The 16177-nt window shown below is 40.1% G+C and carries 15 protein-coding genes; 3 read left to right on the forward strand and 12 right to left on the reverse strand.

The genetic code is table 11. The features are described 5' to 3' along the window. Positions 1–133: 133 nt before the first annotated feature. The 12 genes from F0364_RS03825 to F0364_RS03880 all read right to left on the reverse strand — a co-directional run bounded on the left by F0364_RS03825 (position 134) and on the right by F0364_RS03880 (position 13057). On the reverse strand, positions 134–523 hold the full coding sequence (locus F0364_RS03825; protein WP_153796431.1) for a hypothetical protein: 390 nt from the start codon (positions 521–523) through the stop codon (positions 134–136). 394 nt (positions 524–917) lie between these two features. Beyond that, positions 918–1289, reverse strand: coding sequence for a hypothetical protein (locus F0364_RS03830; protein ID WP_153796432.1), 372 nt, complete (start codon positions 1287–1289; stop codon positions 918–920). 36 nt (positions 1290–1325) lie between these two features. Further along, on the reverse strand, positions 1326–1541 hold the full coding sequence (locus F0364_RS03835) for a hypothetical protein (protein ID WP_153796433.1): 216 nt from the start codon (positions 1539–1541) through the stop codon (positions 1326–1328). Positions 1542–1804: 263 nt separating this feature from the next. Beyond that, the gene (locus F0364_RS03840; RefSeq protein WP_207632503.1) at positions 1805–2434 is read right to left on the reverse strand and encodes a GIY-YIG nuclease family protein; all 630 of its coding nucleotides are present in this window, start codon (positions 2432–2434) and stop codon (positions 1805–1807) included. Between the two features lie 76 nt (positions 2435–2510). After that, complete coding sequence (locus F0364_RS03845; protein ID WP_153796434.1) at positions 2511–3119, reverse strand: DUF1643 domain-containing protein; 609 nt, start codon at positions 3117–3119, stop codon at positions 2511–2513. Positions 3120–3124: 5 nt separating this feature from the next. Continuing rightward, positions 3125–3655: a hypothetical protein gene (locus F0364_RS03850; RefSeq protein ID WP_207632504.1), complete on the reverse strand. Its 531-nt coding sequence runs from the start codon at positions 3653–3655 to the stop codon at positions 3125–3127. Then, positions 3655–4638: an AAA family ATPase gene (locus F0364_RS03855; protein ID WP_153796436.1), complete on the reverse strand. Its 984-nt coding sequence runs from the start codon at positions 4636–4638 to the stop codon at positions 3655–3657. Before F0364_RS03855 ends, F0364_RS03850 begins: the two co-directional genes overlap by 1 nt. A gap of 84 nt (positions 4639–4722) precedes the next feature. Next, on the reverse strand, positions 4723–7872 hold the full coding sequence (locus F0364_RS03860) for a type I restriction endonuclease subunit R (RefSeq protein WP_153796437.1): 3150 nt from the start codon (positions 7870–7872) through the stop codon (positions 4723–4725). Next, positions 7853–9661, reverse strand: a complete 1809-nt coding sequence (locus tag F0364_RS03865; RefSeq protein WP_153796438.1) for a DUF262 domain-containing protein — start codon at positions 9659–9661, stop codon at positions 7853–7855. Before F0364_RS03865 ends, F0364_RS03860 begins: the two co-directional genes overlap by 20 nt. 55 nt (positions 9662–9716) lie before the next feature. Next, positions 9717–10043: a hypothetical protein gene (locus F0364_RS03870; protein ID WP_153796439.1), complete on the reverse strand. Its 327-nt coding sequence runs from the start codon at positions 10041–10043 to the stop codon at positions 9717–9719. Positions 10044–10081: 38 nt separating this feature from the next. Continuing rightward, a complete protein-coding gene (locus tag F0364_RS03875; protein ID WP_207632505.1) occupies positions 10082–11311 on the reverse strand; it encodes a restriction endonuclease subunit S in 1230 nt (409 codons plus the stop codon). A gap of 120 nt (positions 11312–11431) precedes the next feature. Further along, positions 11432–13057, reverse strand: coding sequence for a class I SAM-dependent DNA methyltransferase (locus F0364_RS03880; RefSeq protein WP_153796441.1), 1626 nt, complete (start codon positions 13055–13057; stop codon positions 11432–11434). A gap of 483 nt (positions 13058–13540) precedes the next feature. On the opposite strand from F0364_RS03880, the gene F0364_RS03885 reads away from it, so the two are divergent. Genes F0364_RS03885 through F0364_RS03895 form a run of 3 tightly spaced genes read left to right on the forward strand, consistent with a single transcriptional unit; the run spans position 13541 to position 15842 of the window. Further along, on the forward strand, positions 13541–14419 hold the full coding sequence (locus F0364_RS03885) for a hypothetical protein (RefSeq protein WP_153796442.1): 879 nt from the start codon (positions 13541–13543) through the stop codon (positions 14417–14419). Further along, entirely contained in the window at positions 14416–15069 is a 654-nt protein-coding gene (locus F0364_RS03890; protein ID WP_153796443.1) for a hypothetical protein, read from the forward strand. Before F0364_RS03885 ends, F0364_RS03890 begins: the two co-directional genes overlap by 4 nt. Beyond that, positions 15045–15842, forward strand: coding sequence for a sensor histidine kinase (locus F0364_RS03895; protein WP_153796444.1), 798 nt, complete (start codon positions 15045–15047; stop codon positions 15840–15842). Before F0364_RS03890 ends, F0364_RS03895 begins: the two co-directional genes overlap by 25 nt. The last annotated feature ends 335 nt before the right edge of the window (positions 15843–16177 follow it).

Raw genomic sequence — 16177 nt, forward strand, 5'->3', positions numbered from 1 at the left:
TAATAATGTAATTGAAAATCAAATAATTATAACCGCACTAAATCCGAGGGGGACAAGTCAGGACACCAACATAAACCGCTCTTTAGCCAGACAAAGTCTGGCTTTTATCAGACATCCGAAGAGCCGCTATCGCTTACTCTTCGGATAGCGGGGGTATATCTTTTTCATAAGAACAGCAAATCATTAATTTTAAAGTAGCATTCGCTACAAGCAGTTTCTCAAAATCGAATTTTATATGCTTCCATCCCATACTCCATTCAGACTCTACAGCCAATGGCACTTCGATTAAATTCCCTTTCAAATTTTCTTTATACCATATTAGATCATATAGCCACTCTGTTTCAAAGTCTTCATCTTTGCAGGCGGCACAAATTTTAAAGCCTCTACTTTTACCCAAATTTCCAAGCGCCTTCTTCATTTCTCTAGTCCATGGCGTATTACCAAAAACTTCGTTTTTAATCAATTGTTGATTTGTTTGAATAAGTGTTTGCTCTATTTCATTAATTAATGATTGTTTATCCATCTTTAACTTTAATTTAGATTACTGCCAACAAATTACGGCATATACAAAATATCTATTTCTTTCTCTGTTAAGCCATTGCCTATAATGCGTAAATCGAAATATTCCAGCTCTCGCAGGCACCACAGACAAATATGTATCAAACTTCGATGTATCTTACTCTTCAACGGTTAGAGTGGCTATAAAGCTTTCCCTCCAAAGAAGGGTCTTTTTGATTTAAGGCTTACACAGTGACTAAGTGGTTACCATCTTAAGCTATTGATAATGCTTCGAAAGGCTATCACACAAAAATTAAAACACAATACTCGCACACAATTTTTGCACTGGCGTTACATTTATTTATTGATATTCTTAGGCGAACGGGAATTGACATTCCTGAATCAACTAGCAATAATTTTTACTTTCTTGCAATCTTTGCATTTGGTCTGCTGCTTACGATAGTTTGCTTTGGATGCGTTTGCATTGTTTTAATAGCTGCAATAAAAAAGCCTCCATCGAGATATAGTGTTGCATACTTAAGTATATCATTTACTCTATTTTTATTTTTCATTTCGTTCGAAAGTTTGATAAAATATTTAGGGATAGCTTTATTTCTTTCAAAGAATAATGCCTTCAATCTTTCTTTATCATTCAAAAATGTTTCATTGAAAGCGAAAGGAACTTTATTTGTAACAAAACGAATCTTAGTTTTAATAGCCGGATTTATATCATCCTTGTTCCAGTTAGAGGTTGCAATTCTTTTTTTGGGATCATGCTTCCTTTTCTTCATATTGGCTATCATTATGATTTATCCAAAGGTTTTAGATTATTTTCCCCTCACATCAATTAAAAAGTCGGGATTAAAATATTCGGTATAGATTTCTCTTTGATTAGGCCCCGCTTTAACATAGTGCGTACAGCCTTTTATTTTTCTTGGCAATCGACCTTCCTCTTTAATCCAATGCTGAGGAATAAAAAACTCACTTTCCTTATTAGCAAATATTCTCATTGGTGATAGATGCTTCAAGATTTCTGAATCCATTAGTTCTTAGTTTACTAGTATAATTGATGCAACTCATAACTTAGTTATAATAATGACAACCGTGTTTATTCTTCTTATCAATCTTTAACTTATAATACCGTTTAACTTTCTTCTTCACCATAGTCCTTAAAACACAAACCATTTTAGATTTACTAAATTATTAAATACCTGATTTAGATTATTAGTCACAACACTTCTAATGGCAGAACTTCCGACACCCCAGTCTGATCATATGGTCATCAGCCGCAGTAAGGCCTGTTGATTTATTCAGTAGACAAATAGGTCTCGTTATAAATATCACGCAACTTTTTGCCATTATATGTCCAGTAAGGGCCAGGAGCAACATGATATCCATTTTCCAGAATTACCCTGGTCGCATTTGTTAACGATGTTTCCTCGCCTCTAAAATTCACACTCCTATCGCTAACTACTGTAACCATTTCTCCATTGGCTACTGACACAAGTTCACTGCCAACAGGTATATTCATCTGGCCAAAACTGAAACGGGGCCTTTTTTTCCGTGCATACGCTTCCCCAGCTTCCCTGTCAACTTCGTCCACTTCTTCCTTTTCTACCGCGACTTTGGGTGTAACATCTTCAATTTCCAACAACTTAATAATAGCTATTGCCTGTGTGGCCTCTATCTCAAAAAACTCACGGCGAGGATTAATCCTGTCCGGACCGAAAGCAGTATGTAAGGCTTTTTCAACTCTTTGAGCATTAGACACCCTTGCCGCATATACGCATTCAAAAGGCAATGGTACCCCGGGATTTGAATATAGCTGCGCCATTCTAATTTTTACATCTTCGTTATTTGTAAAACCAATCTTTATCATATTGGGCATAGCAGGGTTTGTCAGTATATAAACTATCCCATTATTAAATTCCATCATGCTTATTCAGTTGGTATGTTTTACAATTACTTATTCAGGTTGAAACTATTATGTCACTAGAAAAAGACTGTGAATTTTAAAGGCTTAATCCATAGACTTTTCTTATAGGTTGTAAATTTAATCCCAAAACTAAATCAAGCCATTTTCGCTCCCGGTTCTTGTTTGGCCGCATTAGAGGATGATAAAAATTAAGCCCACGATTGATAATCCGGTCGTTTCCAAAAAAATTTACAGCGGCATTCAATAGATATCTCGCTTTTGGATTAGTACCACATGCAAACAATACAGGAACTGTTTCCGGAGCCAGAGATAATAAATTCTTTTCCCTGGAAGCATGAAAGATGGAATGCTTAGAATTTCCTTCTTTTTCAAGCCCGGCGAGCATTTTAAAGAAGTTGCCGCTTTTTTCATTGCGGATATCTGACAGGTTAAGAATTCGGCCATGGCATAAATCTTTTGCTTGCATAAAAGTAATAATCCTATGCAGTGTTGCATCCGGTTTTACCCTTACTTCTTCGCAAAATTTACCTTCATTATCACAGCTTCCGGGATTCAACATCACAAAAATAATCTCCGGATGTTTGGGCAATACAACATCATCCTTTCGGATATCAACATAAAGCCGACAAAGAATTTCATCAAGCTTGTAAAAGCAGGCAAAACAGGAATAGTTAAGTGCAGTCATAAAAATTATAGGGCTTTTAATTCATCCATGTCAGCATCGTACTGCTTTTCTTTTAAATACCTGATCCAGGATTCCAACTTTACAAAGTCAGGCGCACCAACTTTTTTCAAGGCTTTAAATAATCTTTTAAACCGGTCGTCTTTTTTGCTGTTTTCTCTTTTCGACTCTTTTTTAAAATCATCCATATTAGTTGGCAAATCAAAATCACCAACAGTAACATCCATCTCACCAGCGTTTTTTAATATCATTGTTTCAATGGCTGGTGATATTTGAATGATGTAATGATGCCTATTTGGGTGTTTATGTAACAACAAAGAGCTGGATGCAATAATAACGTCAAACTCCTTCAAATAATCAACATCTCTTTTGTCTTTATCTATAATTCCCACGGCAAAACGGTCCCTGAAATTCTCCTTCATTACTTTTGTTACAGTTCCGCAACCTTTTTGATGGTTGTAGCCTTTGCTGATTGGCGGCACAAGGGTTTCGGCCAAATTTGTATCAACATAACATTCCGGGATAATCGCCAAATCCATCAGAGGTACATTTCATTATTGGTAAATATATCTACGCCATTCTGCAGTATTTCATGCAATTCATCGCGACTTAAAGCTTTTACTACTGTTTGCTTATCCCTGAAATCAACGTTAAAAACCGCCAATTCTTCCTGTGCATTTTCAAGCAGGTCATTCAGGATAAACGGGCTATGGGTGGCGATAAAATACTGGTTATCTTTTTTATAAATCATCTCCTGCGTAAGGTGCGACATATAAGGCGGGAATGAATGGGCCTCAGGCTCTTCAAACAGCAACACGCTATCATTATTGGATGTTATGGCTGCTTTGTAGAAAATAATCCTTTGTAGTGTATCCGCTATTGAGTTATAAGGTATCAGAAAAATACCGTCCCTGTTATTTTGGATAATTTTCATAGTTTGGCTTGACTTGTCAAAGGCTATCTCTAATTGGTAATCACTAAAGAGGGAGATAATGTCTTTTTTTAATTTGGGGTAGTTTTCAATTATAGAAAGCAAGTTTTGTCCAAAGGGCGGGATCAAATACTTTGAGTGCCCCTTTTTGTATACTACATCAGTCTTAAAATTGTACCTTTTAATATTTGTTTCGGCAAAACCATTTGTAGCAAGAGCAGTAACATTAAGCTTCTCATTTATCCTTGCGCCAAAGCTTTCACCGTTTATATTAATATGAAAATACAGGAACTCTTTAGGATGAAAAGTTATTGTACACGATCCAATACTAGTTTGAATTAAAGCCTCATTTTCCCATCGGCCATTGTAAAATAATTCGGATTCGTTTTCTACGCGTATGAGATTTGATAATTTTTTAGACGCATTCTCCTTCAAGTAACTAACGGAAAATGCAGACAGGGCTTCTACAATATTAGACTTTCCTACATTCGGCCTTCCAATAAATAAATTAATCCTTTTACACTCCCTTATTTCGCATTCTTCTATTGACTTAAAATTTCGTATATATATTGAGTCTATAAGTTTACTCATCGCATCCTTTTTGATAGATAAAATTACCCGTTTATTTTTTGATATGCCTATTTTGTCTGGTGCGTAAATTTCATAAGTAGCTTTTTACAGTCCATTCTCCCCACTCCACCCATCCGCCAGCAATTCTGCCTGGCTCAATACCCTGCTTACAGATACGGTGTACTCCCCTGTTGCAGGATCATCAGGGGGATATTTGTATTTGCGGAGGATACGTTTTATTAAGGTACGCATTTTAGCTTGTACGCTTTCTTTCAGTTGCCAGTCAATAGAAGTGTTTTTGCGTACGTTTTCTACCAACTCGTGGGCGATGGCTTTTAAAGTGACGTCGCCGAGGATGGCTTCGGCGGTTGGGTTTTCGGCAAGTGCATCGTAGAAAGCCAGTTCATCTTCCCGAAGGTTTAGTTTTTTCCCGCGGTCTGCTGCTTCTCTCATCTCCTGCGCCATCTGTATCAGTTCATCTATAATCTGTGCTGCTTCTAACAAGCCTGCCTGGTAGCGCTTCACGGCTTCAGTGAGCATCACCGAAAACTTTTTGCTTTGTGCAATATTGGTCCGTGCCTTGCCCGCAACCTCATCTTCCAGCAACCGCTTCAATAACTCCAGCGCCAGGTTTTTTTGCGGCAGGTTCTTCACTTCGGCCAGGAACTTATCATCAAGGATGGAAATGTCGGGTTTTTTAATGCCCGCGGCATCAAAGATGTCTATTACATCTTCTGAAAGCACCGCATCGTTTACGATTTGCCGTAAAGCCGTTTCTATTTCCTGGTTGCTGCGTTTGCGTTTGTTTTCATCAAACTTGGCAATACGGGCTTTGATGGCCTGGAAAAAGGCAAGGTCATCCCTTACCAGTTTTGAATCAGGGTGTGTTACCGATAAGGCGAAAGCCTGTGATAACCGGGTTACATGGTCTTTAAACCGCTGCTTGCCATTGATGATGGTATTACCTTCGCCGTCCGTTTCCGTCAGGCCGAGTATGTAGTTAGCCGCTTCCAGCACAAACTGCATTTTCTCCCGGGCTGTTTTGCCGTAGTAAGCCTTGTAATTAAAATTCACAAACATACCTGCCACCACTTCAAACAGTTCCATCATTTTATCGGCGGCTTCATCAATGTTATGGGTGAGTTTGCCTTTCCCCTTGCTTTCAGTATAAATGGCCAATGCTTTCTTTAAATCCTGTGCAATGCCTATATAATCTACTACCAGCCCGCCCTGCTTGTCGCCAAATACCCGGTTAATCCTTGCTATCGCCTGCATCAAGTTGTGGCCGCTCATGGGCTTATCTATGTATAAGGTATGCAATACCGGTGCGTCAAAACCAGTCAGCCACATATCGCGGACAATCACGATTTTCAGTTCATCGTCAGGGTCTTTTAAACGGTTGCCGATATCCGTCCTTCGCTTTTTGTTGCGTATATGTTCCGCCCATTCGGGGCCATCGCTGCTGCTGCCTGTCATGATAACTTTTATGCCCCCTTTGTCATCATCTTTATGGTACCATTCCGGTTTAAGTGCAACAATGGCGTCATGCAGTTCAACAGCTATGCGCCTGCTCATCGCTACAAACATGGCTTTGCCTTTGCTTCCCCTTGTACGTTCCTCAAAATGGGCCACCATATCTTTGGCAATCTGCTTTAACCTGCTGTCGCTGCCCACCACCGCTTCTTTGCTTGCCCATTTGGCAAAGCGTTTTTGCCTGTCGGTTAGTTCATCATCTTCCGTTATTTCTTCCACCTGCTGGTCCATAATGGCCTGGTCGGCTTCAGATAGTTTCACCTTGGCCAGCCTGCTTTCATAAAAGATGCGCACCGTTGCACCATCTTTTACGGCCTGCTCTATATCATACACATCAATATAATCGCCAAATACGGCCTGTGTGCTGGCATCCTGTTTTTCAATGGGTGTGCCGGTAAAGCCGATAAACGAGGCGTTGGGCAAGGCATCCCGCATGTGGCGGGCAAACCCATCTATAAAATCATATTGACTCCGGTGTGCTTCGTCTGCCACCACCACGATATTTCGGCGGCTGGTAAGCATGGGGAAGGTATCGCCCTTTTCATCCGGCAGAAATTTTTGTATGGTGGTGAACACGATGCCACCCGAGGCGACCGACAACAGCTCCCGCAACATCTTCCGGTCTGTGGCCTGTCTGGGTTCCTGTCTTAGCAATTGCTGGCAGTCTGAAAAGGTGCCGAATAGCTGGTCATCCAAATCGTTGCGGTCTGTTAATACCACAATTGTCGGGTTGTTCATAGCGGGCTCTACGACCATTTTGCCGGTATAAAATACCATACTTAAACTCTTGCCGCTGCCCTGCGTATGCCATATAACACCGGCCCGTTTGTCGCCATTGGCGCCGGAGGCCTTTACGGTGGTGGCAATAGCTTTGTTTACCGCATAGTATTGGTGGTAAGCCGCGATCTTTTTGATGGTCTTATCCCTTCCTTTCTCAAATACAATAAAGTGACGAATGATATCCAACAGGTTTTGTTTGGCCAGCATACCCTTTACCATGGGTTCCAGTTCTTCCTGCAGGCTGGTATCTACAATATGTTCGCCATCCGCACTCTTCCATTCCATAAAGCGGCTGTAACCGCTGCTGATGGTACCGGCCTTGGCAAACCAGCCATCGCTGGCAATCATAAAACAGTTGTAGTGAAACAGGGAAGGTATGGTGCGTTTGTAGGTTTGCAGTTGCTGGTAGGCGGCATATATATCTGCCTGCTCATCTGTGGCGTTTTTCAGTTCTATTACCACCAGCGGCAGTCCGTTGATGAACAACACAATATCCGGCCGTTTGTTGTTGTGGTTTTCTATAACGGTAAACTGGTTAACCACCAAAAATTCGTTTTTGTTGCTACCGGGGGTATAATCTATCAGCCAAACCTTATCAGACCTCACCCCCCCGCCCCTCTCCAAGGGAGAGGGGAGCCTGAACTTCACGTCTATGCCATCCGTTAACATTACATGAAATGCTTCGTTGTTGCTGATAGCATCAGTACCCGTTACCCGCAATACTTTCTTAAATGCTTCTTCCCTGGCTTCTGCGGGTATATGCGGGTTGATACGGTCTATGGCCTGCTGTAAACGGTGAGGCAATACCACTTCCGCATAAGTACGCTCCGGAACAGCCGCATCGATGATATCTGGGCCAAATAGCTTCTCATATCCCAACTCGTTGATGAGGATATCCAGTGCTATCTGTTCTATTTCGTCTTCAGTTATTAGATTCTTCAACTGCTTCAGATTTAAAGGATGCTTTTTTTGATTCTGACAAATCTATTTGAAGAAGCCTTTCCACCTCTGTACAAAACCACCTATAACGATGTTCCAGTGCATCAGTATTCCATTCACCGTTAAATTTACCACCATTATAGTCATTTACTATTTTCTGTGTAATTATGAACGATGAGATTTTAGTATCGCTGGCAATATGATTGCCCGTGCCATCGTATGCCTTTATTTTTAACGCCAGACCTGCATTGGTTGCTGCTATATTTTTAGAACCACTTAACAACGTAAGATTTGCGGCGCTATTTATCCAGTCTTCGATCCCCTCTACATTATTAAAATGAACCCACTCAGGATTTTTCATAAACCCTCTTGGCAAAACATGTTCGATATGTATATTTTTATCGGACATCAGATAAAACGGAGGATTGTCTTGCTGATTATACTCAATCATAAGAAGTAAGGGCTTACACCAGGCTTCAAAGTAAACATCATTGTCCAGGTTAACAATAGCGCGGTTTATGGTATGATTACCAGGATCTGTCAATAATGCTTCAAGATCACTTTTAATCTCAAACAAGGGTCTTTTTTCTTTTAGCCATTTAATAATGTTAAATGACGTCTGTTTGATCTTGGACAAAGTATTGCCTGCAATCCAATTTAAATAGTAATATCTCTTGAGAATTGGCAAAAACTCCTCGTAAGAAGGGTAACCAGAATGCAATGCTGTTAGAACAATTGTTTTCCAGTACACTGTCCACCTCAAATACCAAAATCCGTACATGAGAGAATCTTCCCTGTTGTAAACATCCTTTTTATAAAAGCTGACGAATCTTTTGAAATCAGCTATTACCTGGTTGGGATTTTTTGTTTCGAACTCTCTAACCAATTCATCGTATAAAGATTTTTCCGGGTTATTACCTAAAAGGTAATATTCATACATTACGAAAAGGTCATTCATACTTTCTTCTGTGTCAATAGCTATAGTCTCACAAAACTTCCAATCATCCATAAACTGGTTTTCTTTCTGCTTCCTTTGTTCCGGATCATCAACGTGCTTTTTGTGTATTTGGCCGATTAAGAAGCTTTTGATCAAATCTGAGTTAGATAAATCAAGCCCTCTATCATTCAACACCTGAAATAGTTTAATAGCAAAACTTACCGACTGGCAATCAATTCGAATAATTTTTACTTTATTGAATAAGTAGTTTATGAATGTACCAGCTTCTTCCTCTCCCAAATCCTCCAATTTTTCAGTGAAAAAAGCTGATGTATTTAGAAACTTATATTTCGGCTCCTCCTGCCGTCTTAAATCTCTTTTATAGGGATATTCATTTCCTATGGCTGCTCCAGGCGATAAAATCAATTCCTGAAAGTCGCTTTCGTGGTTGGAGTGTGTTTTAAGGCGTAATCTTTCAAAGCGGTCATTAAATTTGATGGAAGTTTTAATAATATTCGCATCAATAGCGAAAGGGTCTTTATCTAAGATATCGCTGTTTATTTCAGGATACATATCCCTGTACACACACAACAAAACAAGAAGGGTTGTAAGTCTTTGCTGACCATCAACAATGTCAATGTAATTAGAAGCATCTTCCGGTTTAGCTGTGATAACTGAGCCCAGGAAATAATTTGGTTCGTTTTCCTGTGCTTCCCTCAAATCGGTCCAAAGTTTATCTAATTGCTCATCTCCCCAGGAATACGGCCTTTGATAGCGTGGTATTTGATACAGAGCATCAGCATTCCCAAAAAGTTGTTTAATAGTAAGGCTTTGAGGTTTAAAGATATCTTCCATGTTATTGTTATTTTAGCTATGAAACTTTCTATAGTTCAGTCCATGAATATTACAATCAGAAAACCTTTTTATCTTCCTGAATCATCCTGTGCATAATATTTTCGTCATATTCCAAAGTATAATAATCTACATACCATTTCTCTTCTTTGTTTATTACATGAGAAATAAAAAAATGCAGTTGCGGTACTTTGTAACCTAAACAGTAAAGTCTTTCACCATTACTCCCCTCGACAACCATCATTGGGTTTTGTATTGATTTCTTCATCTGCTCCGCCACATGGGATCGCATCTCACCCAAAGCAATTGCTAAACCAAAAGATTGTGCATCGATGGTTACCTCATTACCGGATGGGTCTTTTAAAACCAATTTGTCAAAATTCATGGCAGTTGTTTTTCTTTGAACAAACAATAAAATACGTGCTAAGTCACGGCTATTTCTCCCTTCATCAATTTTGGCAATAAACTGTCGCGTAGTTGAATAATAGTTTGATTTTGTTTTTCATTATTTTTTATTAACTCAAATAATGGTAACACATTCTTATCAAAAGTTGCTACTAGCTCTTTATTGGGAAACATTATCTCGATTTCCTTAAACACTGTTTTACTAATTTCCAAAAATGTTGAACCATTAGCTCTGCCTACTACTTTATCCATGTTTTGTCTTAGCCAATAAAGAAGAAAAATATTCGACAACTTCCCACCATTAATTGCAATAAACCCTTGATTGATTGAAACTGGAATATCAGTAATTGCAAGATAACCGATAGGCGCTCTGGATGACAGCAATAAAGTACCCTCGGGTAATACACCAGAACTAATTTGATTAATACCTTTCTCTGTTAATTTTCTTTCTGTATTTAATAAAACAGGGAATTGAAGTGTAGATAAATCTTTTGGTGTCGCCCAGTAATATTCGCCATCCCAATAATCAGCAACTTTAGTACTGGGAGTAGTTCCACCTTTTACTGTTAAGACATCCCCCAACTTCCCAACCCTCCATCCCTTAGGTATTTCGCCCAATTCACTCTCTTCCATTTCACCGGTGGCGCCGGGAAAATTAAAATCTACAAACCATTCTTTAAACAAGGCTTGTGCAATGGCTTCCAGGGTTTGGTTGGTTTGGCGGTTGAGTTCTATTTTGTCATCTAAGGAAGAAAGAATAGATACTAATTTTTTTTGATAATCAAGAGTCGGAAGTTGAACTGAAACATTTTTAATGATTGTAGCGCTAAGATTCTGCTGTCCACTGCCTAATTTCAAATTAACCAAGTAGTCATAGGAGTTTAACAGATAATAGTATATATACTCATAGTCCGCAATCCCTTCGTTAATAATTAAGTTACAACAAGCCTGATTTGTTGACAATGGAATTTTATTGATTGCTACCCTCCCCGCAGTTTCTCCATCTCCATACATGGCAATTATTATAGAATTTTGAGGGATTAATTTCGCCGAAGAATTTGCTAATCCTATTTCCGAAATATAATTTTCAGTGGTGTAGATTCTACCGTTAGCAACTTCCTTTGTTTTTAACCAAGGTATTTTACCGTTTTCATAATATTCTTTTCGAGAACGCAAAGGTGTACCTCCTGATGTCACTTTTTTACATAATTCACCAAGTTTATATTCTTTCCAACTGTTAAGACTCATATTCTGTATACTTTGCTTGAAATTATTAGCATTATATAACATTTACGTCAGCACAATGATATAAAAAAGAGTACAAGAGTGCGACGCAACGGAAGCCTCATAGCAGCACTGTCGCCGGGCTCATAAATCAAACCCAATACTTTTTAAATTGGCTTTTATCTGTTCTTCCAACGCATGCCCCTGTTTTAATTGTTCCGCAAGCGTTGCTGTTAACGCCGCCATTTTATCTGCAAACAATACCCCATCGTCTTCGGCTTCTTCAGTGCCTACATAGCGCCCCGGCATGAGTACGTAATTGTTGTTGCGTACTTCATCCATAGTGGCTGCTTTGCAGAAACCGGGTATGTCCAGGTATATACCCTTCGACAAGCTCAGGGTGACATCGGATAAATTCAAGTTGTCATCAGCCTTATTACGCCACTTATGATACGTGTCTGCAATCTTTGCTATATCAGCATCCGTTAGTTCTTTGTTGCGGCGGTTAACCATTACACCCAGCTTGCGGGCATCAATAAACAATATTTCATTGCTCCTATCCCTAAAGCCCCCTCTGGCTCCGCCTGAAGGGGGAGTACCACTGCGATTCCTGGCTAAAAACCATAGACAGGCAGGTATCATGGTATTATAAAAAAGCTGAGCGGGCAGCGCCACCATACAATCTATTAATCCGGCTTCTATCATGGCTTTGCGTATTTCGCCTTCGCTGCCGGTATTGCTGTTCATGCTGCCATTGGCCAGCACAATACCGGCCGTGCCATTGGGGCTTAACTTGTGCGCAAAATGCTGCAGCCAGGCATAGTTGGCATTGCCCACCGGGGGTACGCCGTATTTCCAGCGGATATCTTCCCGCAGTTGCTCACCACTCCAGTCGCTGATATTAAAAGGCGGGTTGGCCATAATAAAATCAGCTTTCAGGTCTTTGTGGCGGTCGTTTAAAAAAGTATCGCCCAATTCTATTTTCGCATCTATGCCACGTATGGCCAGGTTCATTTTGGCAAGACGCAGCGTGGTGGGGTTACTTTCCTGCCCGTAAATGGAAATATCGCCCAGCCTGCCGCCATGTTCTTCAATAAAATGTTCGCTCTGTACAAACATGCCGCCGCTGCCGCAGGCGCCATCGTACACACGGCCTTTATAAGGTTCCAGCATGGCCACCAGCAATTTTACTATGGAAGCGGGTGTGTAGAACTGTCCGCCGCTCTTGCCTTCTGCATCGGCAAACTGCCCGAGGAAATATTCGTACACCCGCCCCAGCAAATCTTTAGCCTTATGCCCCGGCTGGTTAAAGCCAATGCTGCCGATAAGATCAATCAGTTCGCCCAGCCGTTGTTTGTTCAGGTCCGGGTCTGCATATATTTTGGGCAGTACACCTTTTAGGGGCGGGTTTAACTTTTCAATTTCATCCATCGCATCATCTACCAGCTTGCCAATCTCCGGTAATTTGGCTTTGGACTGCAGGTAACCCCAACGGGCTTTTTCCGGCACGTAGAATATGTTGTGGCTGCTGTATTCGTCTTTATCGTTGAGGGTATGATACACCGCCTGTTCTTCGGCAACATACCATTCGCTGCCGGGGTCTTGCAGTTCCAGTTTTAGCTGGTCGTACCGGCCATTGAAAGCGTCGGAGATATATTTGAGGAATATCAGCCCGAGCACTACATGTTTATATTCAGCCGCATCCATATTGCTGCGCAGTTTATCGGCGGCAGCCCACAATGTTTTTTCTAAATCTTTAATGTCAGTCATTCAACAAACAATTTTAGCCGGCTGCAACTCGTCCTGGCCAGCTTGTTTAAAATCAAAACTATGCAGGGCAAAATAAGTAATTCGTGGCAGCAATACAGGTTTAAAGTGGCAGCAAGCCGGTAAGGGTGTTGATTCATTGGCAGTAGATGGTTTATCGGGTGTATGGGGACTAAAGTAGTAATTATTTTTTATTTTACAATAGTGTGATTTACTGCATTTGTAGGGAAGTCACTAAGGCGCAAAGACACGGAGAGGGCGGCTGAAGTCATAAGGCCGCAAGCTAAAGGCTAAAAAAGAGGACTATGTTTAAAGAGGAAACTAACAACTCAGAGTGCTGATTATATAACTCTTTGGCTTTTTAGTCCCGATTTTATTTTTTCCGATTCTGCTTTTAATTGGATAATTAAAAAGCTTAATTAAAAACCGTTTTTTAACGGTTGCAGGATAATATTTTCTACAGCATATTGCTTCAAAATCTTTAAAATGAAAAATATAATGAAATTAAAATTCATGCTTTTACTCACCGGGTTGATACTAACAATGTCTACCACAGCTCAAAAAAGACCTTTACCATCAGCCTATGTTGATAGCAAAGATGCGGCAGAGAGGATTGCTAATTTTCGTGAAAAATCAGACAGCATATTTTCCAGATTGGGCATAAGAACAAACGATAGCATCTTTTTACCTATTAATAGCTTTAACGAGATGATCAAATATTTTGATAGTGTCCATAAGTTTGAGGGAATAAGAATTGTATTTGTGCAATTACCTAATACAGTGTCATCCCCGGTGTGGAAAAATCAATTAAGCATCCTGTTTTCCCCGATTGAAACAAAAGCTTCCCCCGTTTACTACTACATCCCCGATGGAGGAAGATTTAGCGGAAAAGATAATCAGGTTCCTGATAAGGAGGCTGCGACATGGGTTTCAAATTATGCAACCAACATGCTACCGGCCCTGGAAAAAACTATTTATCTTGATGATCCCGAAAATCGAATTCCAAACGTTAGCAATGTTCTGCCCTCGGATACAAAATATATGAGTTATTGCAGAAAAATGATTGAAGAGTTTGCTGATGAAATCAGGTATCAGGATTCATTACATCCTAAGTCTGATCCTATTGATGGTATTAAATTTTATTTCTCCGCCTATGGAGATACCGGCATTTTGCTAGCTGATGGAAAAAAGAAGTACCGAAAAAGATTAATGATTCAAATGGCATTTACAAAGAAGGGAAGCAATTTTGAAATTGATACTACGGGAAGAGACCCTAAAACAAATCTTTGTCCGATCGAAAAAATGCATTCTGCTTTTGTGAATAAATATGATAACGGCCAACTTTGCCCAGCAAACTGCCCATGATAAAAAATTATTTAAACCCTACGGTTATTGCAGAATGGTGCCTCTTTGTAGCTGGATTACTACTACTTACAAAAGGTACTGGCCCCTGGCGTTTATTTATTATCTGGTTTTCTTTGATATTATGTACAGAAACTTTCGGCTGGTACCAGTACGACATCCTAAAGGTAAAAACCAATGCCGGACCCTTTAATATTTTACTGCTAATACGGCTGTCATTTCTTTTATGGCTGTTTAGGCAGGCCCCTCAAATGCATTCTGCTAAAAATATCCTAGGTATTTTTATAGCGGTTTTTCTTTGTTGGGGATTGATTAACTTGTTTTTTTTTCAAAAACTGCATGCCTACAATTACGTAACAGAAATCCTGGGCAATTTGCTGCTTGCTGCCGCATGCGGATACCTGGTATACCGGATTATTGACGATGATAACGAGCAGCAAAGCCTTTTTACCCAGGAGTATTTCTGGCTGGCTATCGGAGTTTTATTTTCCGCCATGGGCAGCACCGTCTTGTATATATTTCTGGAAGAATTGCAGGAATACAAAAATAAGACCGGTATAAAAGTATATGGCTATATCAACTACACGGTAAATATTTTATTATATTCCTGTTTATTGATTGCATTTATATGTCGCAGGAAAGCAAGATCATAATAGCCATTGTAGCAACGACCATCTTCCTGCTGATGGCGGTCTTTTTCGTCATCGTATTAGCAGCCTACATCAACAAAAGAAAAAAAGGACTGCTGGCAGAGCAAAAAGCCATGCAATCTGCCTACGAAAACGAGTTGCTGAAAACCCAACTCGAAGTGCAGGAACAAACCTTTCAACAAATAAGCCAGGAAATTCACGACAATATCGGACAGTCATTAAGCTTTATAAAGCTTACCATCAATACCATCAACCTCAACAATTATCCGGATGCGGAAACTAAACTAAATGAATCCAAATTTCAGCTTACCCGTACCATACAGGATTTGCGAAATTTATCCAAAAGCCTCAACACGGATTTTATTAACCGTAGCGGGCTCGTCAATTCAATTTTGCAGCAAATTGAGTTGCTAAAAAAAACCGGGCTCTACCAGGCGGAGGTAAACATGCAAGGCGAGGAAAAGAAATACAGCCTGCAGGCAGAATTGATCATTTTCCGGATTGTTCAGGAAACCTTGAATAATTTTGTGAAACACGCCGCAGCCGCCAATTTAAAAATTGACATTTTATATGAAGAAAAAAGACTGCATATCATCATAGAAGACGATGGAGTGGGTTTTGATAGCGATCTGGTAAATTCATCCCATCTCTCGGGATTGGGATTAAATAACATGGCTAACCGCATGCGGCTGATTAACGGCAGTTATTCCATAAAAAGTGCACCCGGACGGGGAAGCAAAACAGAAATTATACTTCCGAACCCTCCTGCTGCCTAACAAGATGGTCAAAAAGGTGCTGACAAACTTCCACCCGGGTCTGAAATGCCGCCCAATGAACAGAACGATGAACGTAGTGCGACGCAACGAAGTCGCGACAAGGTACTATTGCCCGCCACCAAATGCCTTTGTTATTTAATCTGCAAGTGGTGAATCGGGAATCGCAAGTGGGTTGTATTTCGCTTGGCCATTCAAAATTCCTTGTTCCATGCTCAATATTCTTACCGTGAATGGTAAGTAGCAAATCGTGAATGGGGGCACCCTTTCTTCATACAAAATTCCTTGTTCCTTGTTCGATATTCTTGTCGTGAATGGTGAGTAGCAAATCGTGAATG

The organism is Foetidibacter luteolus (genome assembly GCF_009650435.1).
Taxonomy (GTDB): Bacteria; Bacteroidota; Bacteroidia; order Chitinophagales; family Chitinophagaceae; genus Foetidibacter; species Foetidibacter luteolus.